Annotated in this window: 24 protein-coding genes; 12 read left to right on the forward strand and 12 right to left on the reverse strand. The window is 66.1% G+C overall.

Annotated elements, in window-relative coordinates; translation table 11 throughout:
• The 10 genes from AUL35_RS01390 to coxB all read right to left on the reverse strand — a co-directional run bounded on the left by AUL35_RS01390 (window position 1) and on the right by coxB (window position 8665).
• A complete protein-coding gene (locus AUL35_RS01390; protein ID WP_062011242.1) occupies window positions 1–966 on the reverse strand; it encodes a homoserine kinase in 966 nt (321 codons plus the stop codon).
• Window positions 966–1991, reverse strand: a complete 1026-nt coding sequence (gene ispH / locus AUL35_RS01395; protein WP_062011244.1) for a 4-hydroxy-3-methylbut-2-enyl diphosphate reductase — start codon at window positions 1989–1991, stop codon at window positions 966–968. Before ispH ends, AUL35_RS01390 begins: the two co-directional genes overlap by 1 nt.
• Window positions 1992–2026: 35 nt before the next feature.
• Window positions 2027–2827 carry an SURF1 family protein gene (locus AUL35_RS01400; protein ID WP_062011246.1) on the reverse strand — a complete coding sequence of 267 codons (801 nt, stop codon included), beginning with the start codon at window positions 2825–2827 and terminating at the stop codon, window positions 2027–2029.
• Window positions 2824–3219 (reverse strand): DUF983 domain-containing protein, encoded by a 396-nt coding sequence (locus tag AUL35_RS01405; RefSeq protein ID WP_062011248.1) that lies wholly within the window; start codon window positions 3217–3219, stop codon window positions 2824–2826. The genes AUL35_RS01400 and AUL35_RS01405 overlap by 4 nt, the downstream gene beginning before the upstream one ends.
• A 74-nt stretch (window positions 3220–3293) precedes the next feature.
• The gene (locus tag AUL35_RS01410; protein ID WP_062011250.1) at window positions 3294–4184 is read right to left on the reverse strand and encodes a cytochrome c oxidase subunit 3; all 891 of its coding nucleotides are present in this window, start codon (window positions 4182–4184) and stop codon (window positions 3294–3296) included.
• 110 nt (window positions 4185–4294) lie between these two features.
• Complete coding sequence (locus AUL35_RS01415; RefSeq protein WP_062011252.1) at window positions 4295–4891, reverse strand: cytochrome c oxidase assembly protein; 597 nt, start codon at window positions 4889–4891, stop codon at window positions 4295–4297.
• A gap of 4 nt (window positions 4892–4895) precedes the next feature.
• Window positions 4896–5042 carry a hypothetical protein gene (locus tag AUL35_RS01420; RefSeq protein ID WP_062011253.1) on the reverse strand — a complete coding sequence of 49 codons (147 nt, stop codon included), beginning with the start codon at window positions 5040–5042 and terminating at the stop codon, window positions 4896–4898.
• Entirely contained in the window at window positions 5032–5994 is a 963-nt protein-coding gene (locus tag AUL35_RS01425; RefSeq protein WP_062011255.1) for a heme o synthase, read from the reverse strand. Before AUL35_RS01425 ends, AUL35_RS01420 begins: the two co-directional genes overlap by 11 nt.
• A gap of 99 nt (window positions 5995–6093) precedes the next feature.
• Window positions 6094–7698: a cytochrome c oxidase subunit I gene (ctaD, locus tag AUL35_RS01430; protein WP_062011257.1), complete on the reverse strand. Its 1605-nt coding sequence runs from the start codon at window positions 7696–7698 to the stop codon at window positions 6094–6096.
• A 22-nt stretch (window positions 7699–7720) separates the two neighbouring features.
• On the reverse strand, window positions 7721–8665 hold the full coding sequence (coxB, locus tag AUL35_RS01435) for a cytochrome c oxidase subunit II (RefSeq protein ID WP_062011259.1): 945 nt from the start codon (window positions 8663–8665) through the stop codon (window positions 7721–7723).
• Between the two features lie 301 nt (window positions 8666–8966).
• On the opposite strand from coxB, the gene AUL35_RS01440 reads away from it, so the two are divergent.
• Both AUL35_RS01440 and tldD read left to right on the forward strand, forming a co-directional pair.
• Window positions 8967–9458 (forward strand): invasion associated locus B family protein, encoded by a 492-nt coding sequence (locus AUL35_RS01440; RefSeq protein ID WP_062011261.1) that lies wholly within the window; start codon window positions 8967–8969, stop codon window positions 9456–9458.
• A gap of 70 nt (window positions 9459–9528) precedes the next feature.
• Window positions 9529–10944 (forward strand): metalloprotease TldD, encoded by a 1416-nt coding sequence (gene tldD, locus AUL35_RS01445; RefSeq protein ID WP_062011461.1) that lies wholly within the window; start codon window positions 9529–9531, stop codon window positions 10942–10944.
• Window positions 10945–10968: 24 nt separating this feature from the next.
• Here the strand turns inward: tldD and pdxH are convergent, their stop codons facing one another.
• Complete coding sequence (pdxH, locus tag AUL35_RS01450; RefSeq protein WP_062011263.1) at window positions 10969–11583, reverse strand: pyridoxamine 5'-phosphate oxidase; 615 nt, start codon at window positions 11581–11583, stop codon at window positions 10969–10971.
• Window positions 11584–11660: 77 nt separating this feature from the next.
• Here pdxH and AUL35_RS01455 point away from each other — a divergent pair, with 77 nt between their 5' ends.
• From AUL35_RS01455 to AUL35_RS01470, 4 genes are all read left to right on the forward strand, one after another.
• Window positions 11661–12083, forward strand: a complete 423-nt coding sequence (locus AUL35_RS01455; RefSeq protein WP_062011265.1) for an RT0821/Lpp0805 family surface protein — start codon at window positions 11661–11663, stop codon at window positions 12081–12083.
• Between the two features lie 127 nt (window positions 12084–12210).
• Window positions 12211–13152 carry a DnaJ C-terminal domain-containing protein gene (locus AUL35_RS01460; RefSeq protein ID WP_062011267.1) on the forward strand — a complete coding sequence of 314 codons (942 nt, stop codon included), beginning with the start codon at window positions 12211–12213 and terminating at the stop codon, window positions 13150–13152.
• 132 nt (window positions 13153–13284) lie between these two features.
• Window positions 13285–14103, forward strand: coding sequence for an enoyl-ACP reductase FabI (gene fabI, locus AUL35_RS01465; RefSeq protein ID WP_062011269.1), 819 nt, complete (start codon window positions 13285–13287; stop codon window positions 14101–14103).
• Window positions 14104–14113: 10 nt separating this feature from the next.
• Complete coding sequence (locus AUL35_RS01470) at window positions 14114–14710, forward strand: histidine phosphatase family protein (RefSeq protein ID WP_062011271.1); 597 nt, start codon at window positions 14114–14116, stop codon at window positions 14708–14710.
• A 15-nt stretch (window positions 14711–14725) separates the two neighbouring features.
• Here the strand turns inward: AUL35_RS01470 and AUL35_RS01475 are convergent, their stop codons facing one another.
• Window positions 14726–14941, reverse strand: coding sequence for a DUF1344 domain-containing protein (locus tag AUL35_RS01475; RefSeq protein ID WP_156417784.1), 216 nt, complete (start codon window positions 14939–14941; stop codon window positions 14726–14728).
• Window positions 14942–15098: 157 nt separating this feature from the next.
• Between AUL35_RS01475 and aroC the strand changes: the two genes are divergently transcribed.
• From aroC to AUL35_RS01505, 6 genes are all read left to right on the forward strand, one after another.
• Entirely contained in the window at window positions 15099–16193 is a 1095-nt protein-coding gene (aroC, locus tag AUL35_RS01480; RefSeq protein WP_062011275.1) for a chorismate synthase, read from the forward strand.
• 45 nt (window positions 16194–16238) lie between these two features.
• Window positions 16239–17165 carry a histone deacetylase family protein gene (locus AUL35_RS01485; RefSeq protein WP_062011277.1) on the forward strand — a complete coding sequence of 309 codons (927 nt, stop codon included), beginning with the start codon at window positions 16239–16241 and terminating at the stop codon, window positions 17163–17165.
• Between the two features lie 21 nt (window positions 17166–17186).
• A complete protein-coding gene (locus AUL35_RS01490) occupies window positions 17187–17456 on the forward strand; it encodes an exodeoxyribonuclease VII small subunit (RefSeq protein ID WP_062011279.1) in 270 nt (89 codons plus the stop codon).
• A gap of 106 nt (window positions 17457–17562) precedes the next feature.
• Window positions 17563–19470: a 1-deoxy-D-xylulose-5-phosphate synthase gene (gene dxs, locus AUL35_RS01495; protein ID WP_062011280.1), complete on the forward strand. Its 1908-nt coding sequence runs from the start codon at window positions 17563–17565 to the stop codon at window positions 19468–19470.
• Window positions 19467–20228, forward strand: coding sequence for a TlyA family RNA methyltransferase (locus tag AUL35_RS01500; RefSeq protein WP_082666018.1), 762 nt, complete (start codon window positions 19467–19469; stop codon window positions 20226–20228). The genes dxs and AUL35_RS01500 overlap by 4 nt, the downstream gene beginning before the upstream one ends.
• Window positions 20225–21451, forward strand: coding sequence for a class I SAM-dependent RNA methyltransferase (locus tag AUL35_RS01505; protein ID WP_062011284.1), 1227 nt, complete (start codon window positions 20225–20227; stop codon window positions 21449–21451). Before AUL35_RS01500 ends, AUL35_RS01505 begins: the two co-directional genes overlap by 4 nt.

Consider the following 21451-nt stretch of genomic DNA (forward strand, 5'->3'; position numbering starts at 1 on the left):
CTATCGATGCACCCCGTAATCCGCGACGCTTCGCACGCTGCGGTGAAAACGGGATTTACGCAGATATTCCTTCGGGTCCTTCTTCGTCACGAAGGAGTTGGCCGGGACGTGGATCCAGTCGTAAAGGCGGGTCAGCAGAAAGCGTAGCGCCGCGCCTCGTGCGAGCAGCGGCAGCGCCGCCAGTTCCGCGGGTGAAAGTTCACGAGCGCTGCGATAGCCCTCGATGAGCGCTTTCCCCTTGGTTACGTTGTAGGATCCGTCCTGCTCGAAGCACCACGCGCAAAGGCAGATGGCGAGGTCGTAGGCGAGGATGTCGTTGCAGGCGAAATAGAAGTCGATCAGGCCCGAGAGCTCGCCCGACAGGAAGAAGACATTGTCGGGAAAAAGGTCCGCGTGGATGACTCCCGTCGGAAGATCGCGCGGCCAGTTTTCTTCCAGGAAGCGCAACTCGGCTTCGAGTTCGGCCCGAAGCCCCTCCTCCACGTCGTCCGCGCCTTCGCCGCAGCCGTCAAGCAACGGACGCCATCCCCCAACGCTCAGCGCGTTGGGACGATGGAGTTCGAAATCTGACGCCATCTCATGCAGCCGAGCGAGCGCGGCGCCGACTTCGCGGCACTGGTCGGCGTTCGGGCGACGCGACCACATGCCTTCCAGGAAGGTGAAGAGCGCGGCCGGACGTCCGGCCAGCTCGCCTAGGATTTCCCCCTCCCGCGTCGTGACCGGCAACGGGCAGTTGAGTCCACGAGACGCCAGATGCCGCATGAGACCGATGAAGAACGGCAGATCGGCGCGGTTCACGCGCTTCTCGTAAAGCGTGAGAATGAACGTCCCCTCGCCCGAACGAAGAAGGAAGTTCGAATTCTCGACGCCTTCGGCGATCCCCTTGTAGCTGAGAAGCCGGCCGCAGTCGTAGCGCGAGAGAAAGCCCGCGAGTTCGGACTCCCCCACATCGGTGTAAACGGCCATCAGCCTGCAACCGCCCGTGCCGCCGTGCCTTCGCCGTTGACGAAGGCCATGTCCGCCGCTTCCAGTGGAACGTCGCGGAGCGAGCGCATCACCGGAAAATTCTCGTTCTCGATCGCCGTCTGCACGAGTTCGATCGAGAGATCGAAGCGCACGCGAAGCCCTTCCAGAATGGCATCCGTCAGGATTTCAGGCGCGGAGGCGCCCGCAGAAAGTGCGATCGTCGCACCCGCCGCGACGAGTTCCCACGGCATCTCCTGGATGCCCTGCACGAGTACGGCCTTGGTCGCTCCCGCGCGCTCGGCGACTTCGACCAGTCGCTTGGAATTGGAAGAGTTGGGTGCGCCGACGATGAGGAAGAGCGAGGTACCGGGCGCGGCCGCCTTCACGGCGTCCTGCCGGTTCGTCGTCGCGTAGCAGATCGACTCGGACGACGGGGCGTGCAGAAGCGGAAACTTCAGCTGAAGCGCAGCCAGGATTCCAGCCGTGTCATCGACGGACAGCGTCGTTTGCGTCACGAAGCCGAGGGCCGCCGGGTTCGGCGGATCGAAGGCGGCAACGTCCTCCTCCGTTTCGATCAGAACCACGGCGCCTTCCGGCAGCTGTCCCATCGTCCCGACGACTTCGGGATGCCCACGATGACCGATCAGCAAAACCTGACGACCGAGGCGCATGTGGCGCATGGCCTGCTTGTGGACCTTCGACACGAGCGGGCATGTCGCGTCGAGATAGAGCATCTCCCGTCGCGCCGCCTCGGCCGGAACCGACTTCGGCACACCGTGCGCCGAAAAGACCACGGGTTGCCCGTCGTCGGGAATGGCATCGAGCTCACGCACGAAAACGGCCCCCATGCCGCGCAGCCCTTCCACGACGTACTTGTTGTGAACGATCTCGTGCCGCACGTAGACCGGCGCGCCGAACCGTTTGAGCGCGAGAACCACGATCTGGATGGCTCGGTCGACACCGGCGCAGAAACCACGCGGCTCGCAAAGGCGGATCGTCAGCGGCGGCTTCGCCGTCATCGACATGGGTACAGGACTCCGTGGATGGCTGTCAGCGTTCATCAGGGGTTGGCGTCCGGTCCTGTCAAGCCGTTCGGTCCGGCAGCCGGAGCTTTGCGGATGGCGGCATAAAGCAGCATCGCTGCCAGTACCGCCGCGAGACCGAACCATGTGATCGCGTATTGCAGATGATTGTTGGGTATGTCGACGACGGTCGTGCCCCCCACGGGGTAACCGCCGGGAGCCGCGCCCGGTCCCGCATCGATGACGAAGGGCAGGAATCGCGCGGCGTCGGCAACATCCTGACCCTGCAGCAGGTCGGGAAGATGGCGCCAGAAGAAGACGTTGCCCACCGGATCGTTGTCGGGAACGAAGCTGCCCGGCTTTTCCGTCGCGAAGGGGCGCGCCAGTCCCTCGACCTCGACCCGACCGGTCACCTGTCCCTCCGGCCGTGTCGTCGGGTCCTTGCGATCATAGGGAACGAAACCGCGATTGACGAAGACGAGGCGGCCGTCGTCGAGCGCCAACGGCGTGTAGATGTTCCACCCGGCGGCGCCTCTGAAGGTCGATAGAAAGGCGCGCTCGCCCTCGTGCCGGAAGACGCCCGTGGCGGAGACCGCACGGTAGTCGAGCTCCGCGGCCTGCGGATCCTCGGCGGCAAGCTCCGATGCCGTGATCGCCGGCCGTCGTTGGCGTTCCTCGATCTGCGCGACGATGGCGTTCTTCCAGGCCAGGCGTTCGACCTGCCACGCGCCGAGAGAACACAGGACGACGACGCCCAGCAGACCGATCAGCCCGACGACGACGCGTCGGCGCCGCGAAAGGCTGTGATCCCTGTCGATCCCTTCCTCGATCAGCGTCACCTTGGATCGTCCTGCCCGGCCCAGCGTCCCTCGGCTGCCTTATTGCGGTATTGCAGGCCGACCATGAGCCCCTTGGCGACGCGCATCAGCGGCAGCGAAAGGATCAGCGTCAGCGGGATCCAGAGAAGCAGATGGACGAAGATGGAGGGGCTGTAGACGACCTCGACATAGAGAGCGAGCCCGACGACGACGAAGCCGACGATGGTCATTACGAAGAAGGCGGGGCCATCCGCCTGATCGAGCGGGCGGAAGTCGAGCTTGCAGCGTCCGCACGCCGCCCGAAGCTTGAGGAAGCCTTGAAAAAGCTGCCCCTTGCCGCAGCGCGGACAGTGGCCGGCGGCGCCTGCCTTTGCCGGATCGACGCCAGGATAGGAGAGTTCGCGATCGCTCATGGCCGTCCTTGCAATAGAAAAGAGGCGGCCGGAAGACTCGGCCGCCTCTTGAAGACCCATACGAAACGCTGCCTTCAGCCGGCGTGGATAGGCGCACCCCAACCGCCCCAGACGTAGATGGCGAAGAAGAGGAAGAGCCAAACGACGTCGACGAAGTGCCAGTACCAAGCCGCTGCCTCGAAGCCGAAGTGCTTGTGCGGCGTGAAATGACCGCGGATCGCGCGCAGCAGGCAGACCGCGAGGAAGATGATGCCGACCATGACATGAAAGCCATGGAAGCCCGTCGCCATGAAGAAGGTCGAGCCGTAGATCGAGCCCGAAAAGGCGAAGGGCGCGTGAGCGTATTCGAAATACTGGACGTAGGAGAAGATCGCACCGAGCGCGACCGTCAGCGCCAGCCCGGTGATCAACGACTTGCGGTCGTCCTCGAGCATCGCATGGTGGGCCCAGGTCGCGGTCGTGCCGGACAGGAGCAGCGTGATCGTGTTGAAGAGCGGCAGGTGCAGCGGATCGAGCACCTCGATGCCCTTCGGCGGCCAGATGCCGCCGAGCACCTGCACGCGGGATGCCTGGATGGCCTCGGCCGGGAACAGGCTGGCATCGAAGAAGGCCCAGAACCACGCAACGAAGAACATCACCTCGGAGGCGATGAACATGATCATGCCGTAGCGCAGGTGCATCGACACGACAGGCGTGTGCGCGCCCTCGTGGCTCTCCTTGATCGTGTCCGACCACCAGGCGAACATCGTGTAGAGGACGATGCCGAGGCCGATGAAGAATATCCACGGGGTGGCAATGTTGCCGCCGAACAGCATGAACGGGCTGCCCGAGTGCCAGCGGAACAGCGCCACCGCGCCGACCATCATGATGAACGCGCCGAGCGAGGCCAGGAACGGCCACGGGCTGGGATCGATGATGTGATAGTCGTGGTGCTTGGTATGCGCAGTGTGGGTCGTGTCAGCCATGTCTTGCCCCGCTCCTTCCCGTCGCCCCGTTCTTAACAGACGGGAATGAATACAAAAACTCTCTCGACCCGAGGCGTTCCCCAACGTCCCGGGTCGTCGTCCTCAGACGATCAGGTCCCGCTCGGCTTTGCCGTCGCAACGTTAGCCACCGGCGTTTCGACCGGGAAGAACGTGTAGGACAGCGTGATCGTATGGGTATCCTTCGTGTCCTCGTCGTCCGCGATTGCAGGATCGACGAAGAAGATCACCGGCATGTCGACCGACTCGCCGGGCTTCAGCGTCTGGTTGTTGAAACAGAAGCACTGGATCTTGTTGAAGTAGGCGCCCGTCAGCTCCGGCGTGACGTTGAACGTCGCCATCGCGGTGACCGTCCGATCGGACGTGTTGCGCACATGATAGGAAATCTGCCGCGTCTCGCCGAGCTTCAAACGCACCTGTCGCTCGTTCGGCTGGAAGCTCCACGGCACGCCGGGCGAGGCGTTCGCATCGAAGCGAACGTTGATCTCCTCGTCCGAAATCGTTGCCGACGCCATCTCGGCGCGCTGTGTCGTTCCGCCGTAGCCGGTCACCTGGCAGAACATGCGATACAGCGGCACGGCGGCAAACGATGCGCCGATCATCGCGAAGGTGAAGCAAAGGCAACTCAACGCGATCATCCGCGCGCGTCGGGCCGCTTCCGCTGGCGTGCGACGGAGGGGTTCGGTCATCGCGTCAACCTCCCATCTTGATCAGCGTGATGACGTAGAAGATCACGACCAGCGCGACGAGGATGAAGGCGATCGCGACCGACCGCCTGCGCTGCGCGCGGCGTTCCGCCTCGGTCAGGCGGATGCCGTTCGGTCCGTGCTCAGAGGACATGAATGCCGAACTCCGACGAGGCTACGGTCGACACGAGGAGGAGCGCGAAGATCGCGAAGAGATAGACGATCGAGAAGCCGAACAGCGCCTTGGCCGGACGCATGGCGGTATCGGCGTCATCCATGCGCAGAACGCGGTAGGCGTGAACAACGAACTGCGCGCCCAGCAACGTCGATATCGCACCGTAGATCGGACCGGCAATGCCAAGCCAGAACGGAAGGACGCCGACAGGTGCCAGGATCAGCGAATAAACGAAGATATGGCGTCGGGCCGATGCGGTGCCGAGCACGTTCGGCAACATCGGAATGCCCGCCGCGCCGTAGTCCTTCATCTTGAAGAGCGCGAGAGCCCAGAAATGGGGCGGCGTCCATAAGAAGACGATCAGGAAGAGCGCGAAGCTCTCCCAGGACAGCCCACCCGTCACGGCGGACCAGGCGACCATGGGAGGAAATGCTCCCGCGGCGCCACCGATAACGATGTTCTGCACGGTACGGCGCTTCAGGCCCATCGTGTAGAAGACGGCATAGAACAGGATGGTGAAGGCGAGGAAAGTCGCCGCGAACCAGTTGGCCGCCAGCCCAAGCAGCATGACCGACAGGGCGGAAAGGGAGGTGCCGAAGGCCAAGGCGCTGCCAGCCGTCACGCGGCCGGCCGGCACCGGACGGTTCGCCGTGCGTGTCATGACGCGGTCGATATCGGCGTCGTACCACATGTTGAGGGCACCGGCGCCCCCTGCCCCAAGCGCGATCGCGAGGAGCGAGATGACGCCCAGAACGGGGTTCATCTCACCCGGCGCGGCCAGGAATCCGACGACGGCCGTGAGAACCACCAGCGACATGACGCGAGGCTTGAGCAGCGCGAAATAGTCTCCGGGCTCCGCCAGGCTGATCGTGGGACGGGCGTCGGTCGAGGACAGGTCGATGGCGCTCAAGGGTACCTCGTCGATCTTCATGCTGTTTCGAATGCCAGCGGCCGTTGCGACCTCCGGCAAACGGCGCGGTCCCGGCATGAGCCGGGACCGCAGGGGTTTGGGCGATCCGTATCGCGAGGCTCAGCGGATGCGCGGCAGTTCTTCCCACTGGTGGAAGGGCGGCGGGGAGGACAGCTGCCACTCCAGAGTGGTCGCGCCAGCGCCCCAGGGGTTGGGCCCGGCGATGCGCTTCTTGGCGAAGGCTTCGTAGACACCGTAGAGGAACACCAGCACCGCGATGCCCGAGATGTAGGAGCCGATCGAGGACACGAAGTTCCAGCCGGCGAAAGCATCGGGATAGTCGACGTAGCGACGGGGCATGCCGGCGGCACCCAGGAAGTGCTGCGGGAAGAAGATGATGTTCACGCCGACGAAGGTCATCCAGAAGTGAATCTGGCCAATCCGCTCGTTGTACATGTAGCCGCTCATCTTCGGGAACCAGTAGTACCAGCCCGCGAAGATGGCGAAGACGGCGCCCAGCGACAGAACGTAGTGGAAGTGGGCGACGACGTAGTAGGTGTCGTGCAGCACGCGGTCCATGCCGGCATTCGCGAGCTTGACGCCCGTCACGCCGCCGACCGTGAACAGGAAGATGAAGCCGATCGCCCAGAGCATCGGCACGCGGAAGCGGATCGAGCCGCCCCACATGGTCGCGATCCACGAGAAGATCTTGATGCCGGTCGGCACCGCAATCACCATCGTCGCGAACACGAAGTAGCGCTGCGTGTTGAGCGAGATGCCGGTCGTGTACATGTGGTGGGCCCACACGACGAAGCCGACGACGCCGATCGCGACCATGGCGTAGGCCATGCCGAGGTAGCCGAAGACCGGCTTGCGCGAGAAGGTCGAGATGACGTGGCTGACGATGCCGAAGGCCGGCAGGATCAGGATGTAGACCTCGGGGTGGCCGAAGAACCAGAACAGGTGCTGGTACAGGATCGGGTCACCACCACCCTCGGGCGCGAAGAAGGTCGTGCCAAAGTTGCGGTCCGTCAGCAGCATCGTGATGGCGCCGGCGAGAACCGGAAGCGACAGGAGCAGGAGGAACGCCGTCACGAGGACCGACCATGCGAAGAGCGGCATCTTGTGCAGCGTCATGCCCGGAGCGCGCATGTTGAGGATCGTCGTGATGAAGTTGATCGCGCCAAGGATCGACGAGGCGCCCGCGATGTGCAGGCCGAAGATCGCGAGATCCACCGCCGGCCCCGGATGGCCTGCGGTCGAGAGCGGCGGATACATGGTCCAGCCCGTGCCCGCGCCGTTCGTGCCGGGCGCGCCCTCGACGAACATCGAGAGGATCAGGAGCAGGAACGCCGGGACGAGCAGCCAGAACGAGATGTTGTTCAAGCGCGGGAAGGCCATGTCCGGCGCCCCGATCATGATCGGGATCATCCAGTTGGCGAAGCCGCCGATCAGTGCGGGCATCACCATGAAGAAGATCATGATGAGACCGTGGCCGGTCGTGAAGACGTTGTAGATCTGCGGGTTGCCGAAGATCTGCAGGCCGGGCTGCTGCAGCTCGGCGCGCATGGCCACCGAGAGAGCGCCGCCCACGACGCCCGCCATGATGGCGAACATCAGGTAGAGCGTCCCGATATCCTTGTGGTTGGTCGAATAGACCCAGCGCGTCCAGCCGGTCGGCCGGTGATCGTGATGGGCGTCGTCGTGGACTGTGGCGTGTGCCATCTCGGACTCCGGTATGGTCGGGTCAGCGCGACGCGACAACCGACTTCGCGGACGTGATTTCCGCGGTCAGCTGGGCGTTGGCGTTCTCGACGCTGGTGGCGGCGGTCGCGAGCCAGGCGTCGAACTGCGCCTGGCTGACGACGCGCACGGCGATCGGCATGTTGTAATGGCTCTGGCCGCAGAGCTCCGAGCACTGGCCGTAGAAGATGCCCTCGCGGGTGGCCTCGAACCAGTATTCGTTGATGCGACCCGGAATGGCGTCCACCTTCACGCCGAGCGACGGCATGGCGAAGGAGTGGATGACGTCGCCACCGGTCGACAGCAGGCGAACGACACGGTTCACCGGGACGACCATCTCGTTGTCGACCGCCAGAAGGTGCGGGTAAGCGGCGCGGTCCTGCTTTCCGGCCGCGTCGCGCGCGTCCTCGGTGAGCGGGTAGGACAGAAACGACACCGGCTGGGCGGCCGGATTGGCCGGGTTCTCGGCGGTGCCCGCCGCAGCGCTCGAGGCAGCGGCAACCGTCTGGGCCGGCTGGTACTCGTAGCCCCAGTACCATTGGTAGCCGGTCGCCTTCACCGTCAGCTCCGGCTCACGCGGCGGATTGTACTGCGCCGTCAAGAGCTGGAACGAGGGGATGGCGAGGCAGAGAAGCACGAGAACCGGAGCGAGCGTCCAGACGACCTCGATCAGCGTATTGTGGCTGGTGCGAGAAGGCGTCGGGTTGCGAGCCTCGCTGTAGCGGAAGCAAACCCAGGCGAGCAGCGCCGCAACGAGGATCGTGATCGGGACGATGAACCACAGCGTATAGTTCGAGAACCAGTGGATCTGGGCCTCGATCGGCGACAGGGCTTCCTGCAGGTTGATCTGCCAGGGATGCGGCTGGCCGGGATGCAGCACGGCGTCTTGCGCCGACGCCGCAAGCGGCAGGCCGACGGTGGCGGCCGCCGCCAGAAGGGTTCGTTTCACGAATGCTCTCCCTCGTGCACAGGGTTTGTTCCGGTGGGCCGGACGCATCGCGGGATTCGAGCATGAGGGCGCGTCGCCCGGATTCGAATGCCGCCAATGTGCAGCTACCTTCGAACGCTTCAACCATGAAACCGCCGCTATCGCAACACGACGCCGCCGCCCGCACTTGCGACATAATGAAGGTGTTGCAAGGCTCGCGGAAGGCTTGCCGTGCCTCGCTCGACGGGGCGCATGGGAATGCGCTACCCCGTGGCCCCGAAACCACGCCCGCGACCCTTCGCGGCTCGTTCAGGACGAATCCATGAAGACCCTCTCGGCGGCCACCGCCCTCCTCCTGCTCTGCGCCACGGCCGCCGGGGCGCAGACCGGAACCGTCAAGTCCCAGCACGGCGCCTGGGCGGTTGTCTGCGACCAGCCGGCGGGCGCGGCCGGCGAGCAATGCGCCCTCCTGCAGAACGTCGTCGCGGAAGACAGGCCGGAAGTCGGGCTCTCTGTGCTCGTCCTCAAGACCGCGGATGGCCGCGCCCAGATCCTTCGCGTTCTCGCCCCGCTTGGCATCCTGCTTCCGAACGGGCTGGGGCTCTACGTCGACAACAAGGATATCGGCCGCGCCCAGTTCGTTCGCTGCTTCGAGGACGGCTGCTATGCGGAGGTCATCCTCGAGGACAATCTCCGCCAGACGCTGTCGACCGGGAAGTCCGCGACCTTCATCGTCTTCCAGACGCCCGAGGAGGGCATCGGCATCCCCGTTGACCTCAACGGATTCGCCGACGGCTTCGCCGCCCTGCCCTGAGATCGCCCGGCGCGATGACACCGGGCGGCCCGTCTCCTATCTGAGGGGCCTGACCCGCATGGAGACGATCATGACTTCTTCTCTCGTCGAACGGTTCGACGCCTCGACCTCGACCCTCCAGTCGATCGTCTCCGATACGCTGCGCGGCGCGGACGATGGCGAACTGTATCTCGAATATCGCGAGCAGGAGTCGCTCGTCTTCGACAACGGCCGGCTGAAAGCCGGCGATTTCTCGACGGACCAGGGCTTCGGCCTGCGTTGCGTGGTCGGCGAGGCCGTGGGCTTCGCGCATTCCGGCGAGATGTCGGAAGCCGCCCTTCGCCGCGCGGCGGACGCGGCGGGCGCGGTCAAGGCCGGGCATTCGGGTCATCTGGCCGAGCCGCCGATCGGTACCAACCAGCGTCTCTACGGTTCCGAGAATCCGATCCCGAACCCGGGCTTCGAGGCGAAGGTCCAGCTCCTCGAGAAGATCGACGGCTATCTGCGCGGCCGCGACGAGGCGGTGCGCCAGGTGTCGGTCTCGCTCGCGACGCAATGGCAGGTCGTCGAGATCCTTCGCTCGGACGGACGCCTTGCGCAGGACGTCCGACCGCTCGTCCGGCTCAACGTGTCTGTGGTCGCCGGTCGCGGCGAGCGTCAGGAGAGCGGCTCCTCGGGCGCGGGCGGCCGAACGGGTTTCGGCGACTTCATGATCGAGGACAACTGGCGCCGCATCGCGGACGAGGCTTTGCGGCAGGCGCAGGTGAACCTTGAGGCCGTCGCCGCGCCGGCCGGCACGTTCGACATCGTGCTCGGCTCCGGCTGGCCGGGCGTCATGCTGCACGAGGCCGTGGGCCACGGGCTGGAGGGCGACTTCAACCGCAAGAAGACGTCGGCCTTCTCCGGACTGATGGGCCAGCAGGTCGCGGCCGAGGGCGTGACCGTCGTCGATGACGGAACGATCACCGAGCGACGGGGCTCGCTCACGATCGACGACGAAGGCACGCCGACCAACCGCACCGTGCTCATTGAGAACGGCAAGCTCGTCAACTACATGCACGACCGGCAGAACGCCCGCCTGATGGGGATGGCGCCGACCGGCAACGGCCGTCGCCAGTCGCACGCCCACGTTCCGATGCCGCGCATGACGAACACGATGATGCTGAACGGCTCGCATACGCCCGAAGAGATCATCTCCTCGGTCGGCGACGGCATCTACGCCGTGTCCTTCGGCGGCGGTCAGGTCGACATCACCAGCGGAAAGTTCGTCTTCGGCTGCACCGAGGCCTACCGCATTCGCGGTGGCGTTCTGGCAGAGCCGCTCAAGGGCGTCATGCTGATCGGCAACGGGCCGGAGGCGATGCACCGGGTAACGATGGTCGGCAACGACGCCGCGCTCGACACAGGCATCGGCAATTGCGGCAAGGCCGGCCAGTGGGTCCCCGTCGGCGTCGGCCAGCCGCATCTACGTATGAACGCGATGACGGTGGGCGGCACGGAGGCTTGACCGAGCCACCGCGCCGCCTTGAGCTCAGGGGTAGAGGCGGACCGCGTCCCACCCCTGACCGACGCGCGTGAAGCGGAATCGGTCGTGGAGGCGGAACTCGCCATCGCGCCAGAATTCGATCTCGCTTGGCACGACGCGGAAGCCCGACCAGTTCGGAGGACGGGGCACCTCCCCGTCTGCGTACCGAGCTTCGAGATCTCGAACGCGCGTCTCGAGCGTGGCGCGCGAGTCGAGGGGGCGGGACTGGTCCGAGGCCCTTGCCCCGATGCGACTGCCCTTGGGGCGGCTCGCGAAGTAGCGGTCCGCCTCCGCGTCGGTTACGATCTCGACCTCTCCGCGAACGCGGACCTGACGTCGCAGCGACTTCCAGTGAAGGCAGAGAGCCGCCTTTCGGTGCGCGAGGATTTCCTGTCCCTTGCGGCTCTCGAAATTCGTGTAGAAGACGAACCCCCGATCATCGTGTTCCTTCAGGAGAACCATGCGAACGTCCGGCAGACCGTCGCCGTCCACCGTCGCCAGCGACATCGCGCCCGGATCGTTGATCTCGTTCGTTTCCGCATCGGCCATCCAGTCCCGGAACAGTTCGTTCGGATCCCTCTGCCTCACCGTTTCATCGTCCGTTAAGGCGGTCTTGTCCATGATTGCGAAAGTCTCCGTTTGCGGCCGTTTCGCTTCCTAAGGTGGGATCGTCCGGGCGGTAAAGAAGTATGAGCGTCATGGCAGGATTCGTCCGTTCCATCCTCACGATCCTCTCGGTCCTGCCGATGGCGGCCGGCTGCACGGTGATGAACGGCTCCGCCCTCGAGGAAAGCGCGGTGGACCGCACGGTCGTGACGAACTCCGTGCCGATCGTCGCACCCGCCGTCGCGGACGCGCTGTCCGACAGCCGCACCGTGCGCAACGCGGTGTCGGCGGCGGACATCACCCGCAGCGAGTTGCAGCCGCTCGCCTGGTCCAACACCGATACCGGGGCGTCCGGGGCCATCACCGACATCCGCGAGACCAAGGCGGGCGACCAGACGTGCCGCACATTCCGCACATCGCGCCAGCGCTTCGACGGGGTTTCCGTTTTTGCGGGCGAGGCCTGTACGCGCGGTGCCGGCGAATGGACGTTGACGCGGTTCTCGGAAGGCGGCTGAGCGCCCCTCGCCTCTTCAAATGCGGTCTCGCCGTGGCCATATAGCGTTGTCGAAGGGGTTGCCGCCTGCGTGCGGTGGCCCTCCTCGTCATGCTCAGTGAGTTCCCGCCATCCAGGATCGTTCGGCCATGCGCGACCCCTATACCGTTCTCGGCGTCGCCAAATCCGCCAGCGACGCGGAGATCAAGTCCGCCTTCCGCAAGCTCGCCAAGAAGTACCATCCCGATGCGAACGGCGACGACGCGAGCGCCAGTACACGCTTCAACGAGGCCAATCAGGCCTACGAGATTCTGAGCGACAAGGACAAGCGCGGGCAGTTCGATCGCGGCGAGATCGACGCCGAGGGCAAGCCGCGTTTCCAGGGTTTCTCCGGCGGCGAAAACCCGTTCGCGTCGGCTGGACGGGGTAGCACGGGCGGCGGCTTCGACTTCCGGTCGACGGGCAATCGCTTCGGCGGCGGCGCCGGCGAAGGTCTCTTCTCGGACTTCTTCGATCAGGCGTTCGGCGGTGGCCGGCGCGGGGCCGACAGCGGGTTCAATGCGGCCCGCAACACGCCGTCGAAGGGCGAAGACATCCGCGCGACGCTGAAAGTGCGGTTGGAGGACGTGGTGTCGGGCGAGAAGGTCGAGGCCGTCTTTCCGAACGGGAAGCGCCTTGCGATTCGCCTTCCGGCCGGCGTCGAGGACGGGCAGGTCATCCGCTTGCGCGGCCAAGGCCAGCCGGCCGTGTTTGCGGGCGGCCCGGCAGGCGACGCTTTGGTGACCATTGCGTTCGCTGAGCACCCCCGCTTCAAGGTCGTCGGCCACGATCTCGAATTGAACCAGTCGGTCCACCTTTCGGACGCGGTGCTCGGCGGTCGCATCATGATCGAGACCCTCGACGGACGCGTGTCGACGCGTATCCAGCCCTGGACCAATTCTGGGCGCACGCTTCGCCTCAAGGGCAAGGGACTGACGCGCAAGGACAACACGCGCGGCGATATCTTGGTCACGCTTCAGATTTCGCTGCCGGCCGAACCGGACGCGGAACTGATCGCGCTGATGGAGAAGCGTCAGGCGACGGTGGAGTAGCGCGCCTAGCCCTTCGGTGGATGCGACCCTGGATTGCCGGCCGGGTGAGCCCGGCTCTTCTTGCTGGCCTGCCTGCGCTATGCCATACCGCCGCCGCATCCAAGGATGCCAAGCGGCGGAAGGAATGAGCTCATGGTGGATTCGGTTGGCCTGATGAAGGGCAAGCGCGGGCTCATCATGGGCGTCGCCAACAATCGTTCGATCGCCTACGGCATTGCGAAGGCATTGGCCGATCAAGGGGCGGAGATCGCATTGACCTATCAGGGCGAGGCGCTGCGCAAGCGCGTCGAGCCCCTGGCCGCCGAACTCGGCGCTTTCGTCTGCGGACACTGCGACGTCGGCGACGCGGCGACGATCGATGCCTGCTTTTCGGCTATCGAAGAGCGCTGGGGAAAGCTCGACTTTCTCGTCCACGCCATCGGCTTCTCCGACAAGGACGAGCTGACCGGTCGCTACGTCGATACGAGCGAGGGCAACTTCACGAAGACGATGCTGATTTCCGTCTACTCGTTCACGGCGGTCGCGCAGCGCGCCGAGAAGCTGATGACGGACGGCGGGTCGATGCTGACCCTCACCTACTACGGCGCCGAGAAGGTGATGCCCAACTACAACGTCATGGGCGTCGCGAAGGCGGCCCTCGAGGCGAGCGTCAAGTATCTGGCGGTCGATCTCGGCCCGAAGAAGATCCGCGTCAACGCGATCTCCGCCGGTCCGATCAAGACGCTGGCCGCCAGCGGTATCGGCGACTTTCGGTACATCCTGAAGTGGAACGAGTACAACGCACCCCTTCGCCGCACGGTGACGATCGAGGAGGTCGGTGATGTTGGCCTTTATCTCCTCTCCGACTTGTCCCGGTCCGTCACCGGCGAGGTCCACCACGCCGACTCGGGCTACCATGTGGTCGGCATGAAGGCGGTGGACGCGCCCGACATCTCGGTCGTGAAGGACTGATCGTCGCCTCATGCCGAACGGAACCCTTCTCTACCTCTGCCGTCACGGGCAGACGGACTGGAACGCCGTTGGGCGTCTGCAGGGCCAGAGCGACATTCCCCTCAACGATCGCGGCCGGGAGCAGGCGCGCCGCAACGGGCGGACGCTGCGCGAGCGTCTGACGGTGGAAGGATTGCTTCCCGACTTCATCTCGAGCCCCATGGTACGGGCGGTCGAGACGATGCAGATCGTGCGCGGCGAGATGGGACTGGCGGCGGACGGCTTCGCGACCGACGAGCGCCTGCGCGAGATCAACTTCGGTGACTGGCAGGGATACGAGGTGCCGGAACTGCGCCGCCGGGACCGCGCGGCGGTGCAGCGGCGCGACGCCGATAAATGGGGCTTCCTGCCGCCCGGCGACGGCGCCGAAAGCTACGAGATGCTGACGGCGCGGGTCGTCCCCTTTTTCCGCGAACTCGCGCGCCCGACGCTGGTCGTCGCGCATGGCGGGGTGATGAGATCCTTCCTCAGCGCCTTCTGCGGGATGGCCTCGGACGAAGCCGCCCATGTCGGCATTCCGCAGGACCGCATCCTGCGCTTCGAGAACGGACGCTACGACTGGGTTTGAGGCGCGGCACGCTGCTCAGCGCGCGATCAGAAGATGGACCTGCATTCCTTGGTGGACCGAGGCTCTGTCGAGGCTCTGCGGCAGGAGATATCGCGTTCCGTCCGACAGCATGACGATGCCGTTCTCGGCGTCGATGGTCTCGACCACGCCCGCCCTTTCCTCGGCGTGCGTGGGAAGGGTGGACGCGACGCAAACGACGGAACAGGCGAAGAAGGCGACGATACGCGGCATGGCGACCTTCACGTTCGGATGTCGATCGTCCGGAGGTTCCCGCCCAAATGTGACCATCGATGGGCAGGTTTGACGGAAATCAAACCGGACCGCTGCGATTTGACCCGACCGGCCGCGGATCGTACATGCGCCTGCCCAACCTTCTGGACCTCCCGCCATGTCGCATAACAGCTTCGGCCATCTCTTCCGCGTGACCACCTGGGGAGAGAGCCATGGGCCAGCGATCGGCTGCGTTGTCGATGGAACGCCGCCGGGCACGATCCTTTCCCGAGAGATGATCCAGCGGTTCCTCGACGAGCGGCGACCGGGCCAGTCCCGCTACACGACGCAGCGCCAAGAGCCCGACGAGGTTGCCATTCTCTCGGGCACCATGCCCGGTGAACGGGAGGGCGAGCTCGTTGCGACGGGCACGCCGATCGCGCTTGAGATCCGCAACGTCGACCAGCGGTCGAAGGATTATTCCGAGATCGCACGCCGCTATCGGCCGGGCCATGCCGACATCACCTACGACATGAAGTACGGTGTTCGCGACTTTCGCGGAGGGGGACGCTCGTCCGCCCGGGAGACGGCGACACGCGTGGCGGCCGGCGCGATCGCGCGTCAGGTCGTGTCTGGGCTCTTGGTGCGCGGCGCGCTCGTGCGCATCGGCGACATGGAGATCGACCGCAACCGGTTCGATTGGGACGAGACGCGGCGCAACCCCTTCTTCTGCCCTGATGCGCAGATGGCGGAACGCTGGGCCGAGCTGCTCGACGGTGTGCGCAAGCGCGGCTCGTCGATCGGCGCGGTGGTGGAGGTCGAGGCGGTCGGCGTGCCCGCCGGCCTCGGTGCGCCGCTCTACGGCAAGCTCGACGCGGACATTGCGGCCAACCTGATGTCCATCAACGCGGTGAAGGGCGTCGAGATCGGCGACGGCTTTGCTGCCGCAGCCCTCTCGGGCGAGGAGAACGCGGACGAGATCCGCATCGGCGCGAACGGGCGGCCCGAGTTCCTGTCGAACCACGCGGGCGGCATCCTGGGCGGGATCGCGACCGGCCAACCCGTGGTCGCCCGCTTCGCCGTAAAACCGACCTCCTCCATCCTGACGCCGCGCCGCTCGGTCGATGCCGACGGCTTGGAGGTGGACGTCATGACCAAGGGGCGGCACGATCCCTGCGTCGGAATTCGCGCGGTGCCGATCGGCGAGGCGATGGTGGCCTGTGCGATCGCCGATCACTACCTACGTCATCGCGGACAGACGGGACGCGTCTGACACTTGAGCCTCGACCGATCCGGTCCGCCGCCGAGACATGACCCGATGCTGACGCGCCTCTACCATCATCCGATCTTCGCCGAGCATCTGACCGGGCCTGGTCACCCTGAGCGCCCCGAGCGGATGGCGGCTGTCGCGGGGGCCTTGGAGGCGGAGCCCTTTCAAAATCTGGACCGCGTGCTCGCCCCCGAAGGCTCGATCGATGCCGTCTACCTCTGCCATCCGGCGGACTACGTGCGACGCATCGCCAAGGCGACCCCGGACGACGGCCTGACGCGGATCGACGGCGATACGGTGATCAGCGCCCGCTCCTTTTCGGCGGCGCTGCATTCGGTCGGTGCGGCCTGCGCGGGCGTCGACGACGTGGTGGCGGGAACGGTCCGCAACGTCTTCGTCGCTTCGCGACCGCCGGGCCATCACGCCGAGCGCGCGACGGCCATGGGCTTCTGCCTATTCAACCAGGCGGCCATTGCGGCTCGGCACGCCCAGCGCGCCCACGGTCTCGAGCGCGTCGCGATCGTCGATTGGGACGTACATCACGGCAACGGGACGCAGGACATCTTCTACGACGATCCCAGCGTCTTCTACGCATCCACCCACGAGATGCCGCTCTTTCCGGGCACGGGCGCGCGCAACGAGACGGGGGTCGGAAACATCTGTAACGCGCCGCTGCGTGCGGACGACGGCTCCGACGAGTTTCGCGAGGCGTTTGCGAGCGTCGTGCTTCCGGCCCTCGAGCGGTTTCGACCCGACCTCGTGATCGTCTCGGCGGGCTTCGACGGCCACCACCGCGACCCGCTCGCGAATCTCAACATGATCGAGGCGGACTACGACTGGGCGACGGGAAAGCTGCTCGATGTCGCGGACCGCCATGCCGGCGGACGGCTGGTCAGCCTTCTCGAAGGGGGGTACGACCTGCGAGGTCTCGGCCAATCGGTCGCCGCCCACGTCCAGCGGCTGATGGTCGGCTGAAACCGCAGGAGTGCCCGCAAAATGCCCGACGCCACCCAGACCATTCCAGCGGACGATTCCGACATTCGGCGCATGAGCTTCGAGGAGGCGCTCGGGGCGCTGGAGCAGATCGTCTCGGATCTGGAGCGCGGCGACGTGCCGCTCGAACTGTCGATCCGCATCTACGAGCGCGGCGAGAAGCTGAAGTCGCATTGCGATCGCCTGCTCTCGGCCGCCGAGGACAAGGTCGAGAAGATCAAGCTGAACCGCGCGGGAAAGCCGAGCGGCACGGAGCCTCTCGACCCGGCCTGAGACGCTGCGCCGGTGGACAAGCCGGCTTGAAACGTCTCTAACCCATGGCCTTGGCCCGGCGGATGGTTTCGCCGTGCCGACCGCTGCTCCCGGAGCTTTTGCCATCGTGTCGTCCACACCCCTTCTCGACCGCGTCCACTCGCCAGAAGATCTTCGCCGCCTGCCCGACGGCGATCTTCGACAGCTGGCGGACGAGTTGCGCGCGGACCTGATCGACGCCGTGTCGCAGACGGGCGGACATCTGGGAGCGGGCCTCGGGGTCGTGGAGCTGACGGTCGCGCTCCACCGGGTCTTCGATACCCCGCGCGATCGGCTCATCTGGGACGTCGGTCACCAGGCCTATCCTCACAAGATCCTGACGGGCCGCCGGGATGCGATGCGCACCGTCCGTCAAGAGCGGGGCTTGTCGGGCTTCGCCAAGCGGACCGAAAGCGAATACGACCCGTTCGGTGCCGGACATTCCTCGACGTCGATCTCGGCCGGCCTCGGAATGGCGGTTGCAAGCGACCTCTCCGGCGTTCGGCGCAATGTCGTCGCCGTCATCGGCGACGGGGCCATCAGCGCTGGCATGGCCTACGAGGCCATGAACAATGCGGGCGCGATGAACGCGCGTCTGGTCGTCGTGCTCAACGACAACGACATGTCGATCGCGCCGCCCACCGGCGCCATGAGCGCCTATCTTGCCCGCCTCGTGTCGGGCAAGGCGTACAAGGGCCTGCGGGACCGCGCCAAGGCGGTCGCGCGGCATCTGCCGCCGTTCCTCCAGGAAGGCGCCCGGCGCACCGAGGAGCTGGCTCGGGGCCTCCTCACCGGCGGCACGCTCTTCGAGGAACTCGGCTTCCATTATGTCGGCCCGATCGACGGTCACGACCTCGAGCACCTTCTCCCCGTTCTCCAGAACGTACGGGACACGATAGACGGTCCGGTGCTCGTCCATGTCGTGACCAGAAAGGGCAAGGGCTATCCGCCGGCGGAGGCGAGCGCAGACAAGTATCACGGTGTCGCGAAGTTCGACGTCGTGACGGGCGCCCAGTCCAAGCCGAAGGCGAACGCGCCGAGCTACACGCGCATCTTCGCCGAGACGCTGGTTCAGGAAGCGCGGGAAGACGAGCGCATCGTCGCGATCCACGCCGCGATGCCGGACGGCACGGGCCTCGATCTCTTCGGCCAGGCTTTCCCGAAGCGCACCTTCGACGTCGGCATTGCCGAGCAGCACGCGGTCACCTTCGCTGCCGGGCTCGCGACCGAGGGATACAAGCCCTTCGTCGCGATCTATTCGACCTTTCTCCAGCGCGCCTACGACCAGATCGTCCACGACGTCGCGATCCAGCACCTGCCCGTGCGCTTCGCGATCGACCGGGCGGGCTTCGTCGGCGCGGACGGTCCGACCCATGCCGGCTCGTTCGACACAGGCTTCCTCGTTCCGCTGCCAGGTATGGTCGTCATGGCGGCCGCCGACGAGGCCGAGTTGCGCCATATGGTGCGCACTGCGGCGACCTTTGACGAGGGCCCGATCTCGTTCCGCTATCCGCGCGGCAACGGAACCGGCGTGGAACTGCCCGAGCGTGGTCATGCCTTGGAGATCGGTCGCGGCCGGATCGTGCGCGAGGGTACGAAGGTCGCCATCCTATCGTTCGGAGCGCGACTTGCCGACGCGATCGCCGCGTCAGAGGACCTGGAGAGCTTCGGCCTGTCGACGACGGTCGCCGACGCGCGCTTCGCCAAGCCGCTCGACGAGGATCTCGTCCGTCGGCTGGCGCAGGAGCACGAGGTGCTCGTCCTGCTGGAAGAAGGGGCGTCGGGCGGCTTCGCCTCGCAGGTCCTCGAACTGTGCGCCCGTCGCGGATGGCTGGACCGCGGTTTGAAGATCCGGCCCATCACCATGCCCGATCGCTTCGTCGACCATGCGGCGCCGGAGGCGATGCTTCGCGCGGCCGGCATTGACAAGGCCGGCATCGTCGAGACCGTGTTCCGGGCGCTCGGCGACGGCGCGCACCGCGTGATGCAGGCATGAGCGCCGCGACCGCGCAAATGGGTCGCCAGCGCCTCGACCTCCTGATGGCCGAGCGCGGTGTCGTCGACTCGCGCGCTCGGGCGCGTGACGCAGTCCTTCGCGGTCACGTGCGGATCGATGGTGAACTTGCGTCGAAGCCGAGCCAGGCGGTCCGGCTGGATGCCACGATCGAGATCACCGATCCCGCGCAGGACTTCGTGGCCCGCTCGGCCCTGAAACTCGCGGCCGGGCTCGACGCCTTCGCGATCGATCCGACGGGGCGTGAATGCCTCGACATTGGACTGTCGACGGGCGGTTTCTCGCAGCTTCTCCTGCGCCGCGGCGCGCGGCATGTCGTCGGCATCGATGTCGGGCGGGAACAGTTGCACGCCTCGCTGCGCGACGAGCCCCGCCTGACGGCCATAGAAGGCCTGAACGCGCGCGACCTCGGCGCCGAGCACTTGGCCGGACACGACATCGACCTTCTCGTCTGCGATGTCAGCTTCATCTCCGTGCGACTGGCCCTGCCGCCCGCGCTCGACCTTCTTCCGTCGGGATCGGACGCCGTCATCCTCGTCAAGCCGCAGTTCGAGGCGGGACGCGATGCGATCGGGCGCGGCGGTCTCCTGCGCGATCCCGAGACCGCGCCTGCAGTCGCAGAGGGCATTGCCGCTTGGCTGAACGGCGAGACGACGTGGCAGGCGGTGTCGCTCATCCCGTCCCCGCTGCCCGGCGGCGACGGCAATCGCGAATTCCTGCTGCGGGCGCGCAAGCCTTGAGCCAGACCCTGACGATCGAGTCGCTCGGCCAGCAAGGTGACGGCTTCGCGCGCTCCGATGCCGGGCCCCTGCATGTCCCCCTGACCCTGCCGGGCGAACGCGTGCAGGTCGAGACGAAGGGTTCGCGGGGACGCCTTGTCGCGGTCATCGAGCCTTCTCCTGACCGGGTCGAGGCGCCCTGCCCGCATTTCGGCCGCTGCGGCGGTTGCGAGTTGCAACACGCGGACGACCCGCTCTATGCCGCCTTCAAGCGCGACCGGGTCGCGACCGCCTTCCGTCGCGAGGGCCTGACGCCCGAGATCGACGATCTGGTGCGATGCCCGCCCGCCTCGCGGCGCCGAGCGGTCTTCTCGGCGGTTCGAGCGGGTCCCCGCGCCCTGTTTGGCTTTCACGAGGCGAACAGCAACCGCGTCGCGCCGATCCGCACCTGCCTGATCGCTGTGCCAGCGATCGTCAGCGCCTTCCCCGCGCTCGAGGCGCTGGCCACCATCCTGATCGATCGCAAGCGCGAGTTGCGGCTGACCGTCACGGCGGCCGAGAACGGCTTGGACGTCGCGGTCGAGGCAGCGGCCGAGCTCAACGCCCGCAACCGACTGGCCGCCATCGAGCACGCGGTGGCTTCGGGCTGGAGCCGCCTGACGATAGACGGGGAGATCGCCGTCCAGGCGGCACCGCCGCAGATCCTGTTCGACGGCATTGCGGTCGAGCCGCCGCCGGGCGCCTTCCTGCAAGCCGTCGCTGCCTCGGAAGAGGCGATGGCCAAGCTCGTCGTCTCGCATTTCAAGCCGGCCCGTGCGGTCGCGGATCTCTTCAGCGGCGTCGGAACCTTCTCGCTGCGCCTGGCACGCGACCACGCGGTTCATGCCGTCGAAAGCGAGGCGTCCGCCCTTGCCGCCATCGACCGCGCCCAGCGCATGCCTCAGGGCCTGAAGGCGATCACCACCGAGCGCCGCGACCTCTTCCGCCGGCCTCTGACGGTGAAAGAGCTGAACCGTTTCGGCGGCGTCGCCTTCGACCCGCCACGTGCCGGAGCCGAGGCCGTCTCGCGCGAACTCGCCCGGTCCGAGGTGCCGCTCGTCGCCGCCGTCTCGTGCAATCCGACGACTCTTGCCCGCGATGCTCGTCTGCTGATTGACGGCGGCTATCGCCTCCGCCGAGTCGTGCCCATCGACCAGTTCCTGTGGACGCACCATGTCGAGGTCGTCGCCCTGTTCGAGCGCTGA

Origin of the sequence: Aureimonas sp. AU4 (assembly GCF_001463765.1) — a bacterium.
Classification (GTDB): Bacteria; Pseudomonadota; Alphaproteobacteria; order Rhizobiales; family Rhizobiaceae; genus Aureimonas.

Bases quoted from the DNA above. Each gene is read 5' to 3' on its own strand.
- AUL35_RS01390 (WP_062011242.1), bottom strand. From the start codon at position 966: ATGGCCGTTTACACCGATGTGGGGGAGTCCGAACTCGCGGGCTTTCTC.
- AUL35_RS01420 (WP_062011253.1), bottom strand. From the start codon at position 5,042: ATGTCCTCTGAGCACGGACCGAACGGCATCCGCCTGACCGAGGCGGAA.
- ctaD (WP_062011257.1), bottom strand. From the start codon at position 7,698: ATGGCACACGCCACAGTCCACGACGACGCCCATCACGATCACCGGCCG.
- AUL35_RS01485 (WP_062011277.1), top strand. From the start codon at position 16,239: ATGCTGACGCGCCTCTACCATCATCCGATCTTCGCCGAGCATCTGACC.
- AUL35_RS01500 (WP_082666018.1), top strand. From the start codon at position 19,467: ATGAGCGCCGCGACCGCGCAAATGGGTCGCCAGCGCCTCGACCTCCTG.
- AUL35_RS01455 (WP_062011265.1), top strand. From the start codon at position 11,661: ATGGCAGGATTCGTCCGTTCCATCCTCACGATCCTCTCGGTCCTGCCG.
- tldD (WP_062011461.1), top strand. From the start codon at position 9,529: ATGACTTCTTCTCTCGTCGAACGGTTCGACGCCTCGACCTCGACCCTC.
- AUL35_RS01490 (WP_062011279.1), top strand. From the start codon at position 17,187: ATGCCCGACGCCACCCAGACCATTCCAGCGGACGATTCCGACATTCGG.
- AUL35_RS01475 (WP_156417784.1), bottom strand. From the start codon at position 14,941: ATGCCGCGTATCGTCGCCTTCTTCGCCTGTTCCGTCGTTTGCGTCGCG.
- AUL35_RS01470 (WP_062011271.1), top strand. From the start codon at position 14,114: ATGCCGAACGGAACCCTTCTCTACCTCTGCCGTCACGGGCAGACGGAC.
- AUL35_RS01425 (WP_062011255.1), bottom strand. From the start codon at position 5,994: ATGAAGATCGACGAGGTACCCTTGAGCGCCATCGACCTGTCCTCGACC.
- AUL35_RS01410 (WP_062011250.1), bottom strand. From the start codon at position 4,184: ATGGCTGACACGACCCACACTGCGCATACCAAGCACCACGACTATCAC.
- AUL35_RS01405 (WP_062011248.1), bottom strand. From the start codon at position 3,219: ATGAGCGATCGCGAACTCTCCTATCCTGGCGTCGATCCGGCAAAGGCA.
- AUL35_RS01460 (WP_062011267.1), top strand. From the start codon at position 12,211: ATGCGCGACCCCTATACCGTTCTCGGCGTCGCCAAATCCGCCAGCGAC.
- AUL35_RS01415 (WP_062011252.1), bottom strand. From the start codon at position 4,891: ATGACCGAACCCCTCCGTCGCACGCCAGCGGAAGCGGCCCGACGCGCG.
- AUL35_RS01440 (WP_062011261.1), top strand. From the start codon at position 8,967: ATGAAGACCCTCTCGGCGGCCACCGCCCTCCTCCTGCTCTGCGCCACG.
- fabI (WP_062011269.1), top strand. From the start codon at position 13,285: ATGGTGGATTCGGTTGGCCTGATGAAGGGCAAGCGCGGGCTCATCATG.
- ispH (WP_062011244.1), bottom strand. From the start codon at position 1,991: ATGTCGATGACGGCGAAGCCGCCGCTGACGATCCGCCTTTGCGAGCCG.
- aroC (WP_062011275.1), top strand. From the start codon at position 15,099: ATGTCGCATAACAGCTTCGGCCATCTCTTCCGCGTGACCACCTGGGGA.
- pdxH (WP_062011263.1), bottom strand. From the start codon at position 11,583: ATGGACAAGACCGCCTTAACGGACGATGAAACGGTGAGGCAGAGGGAT.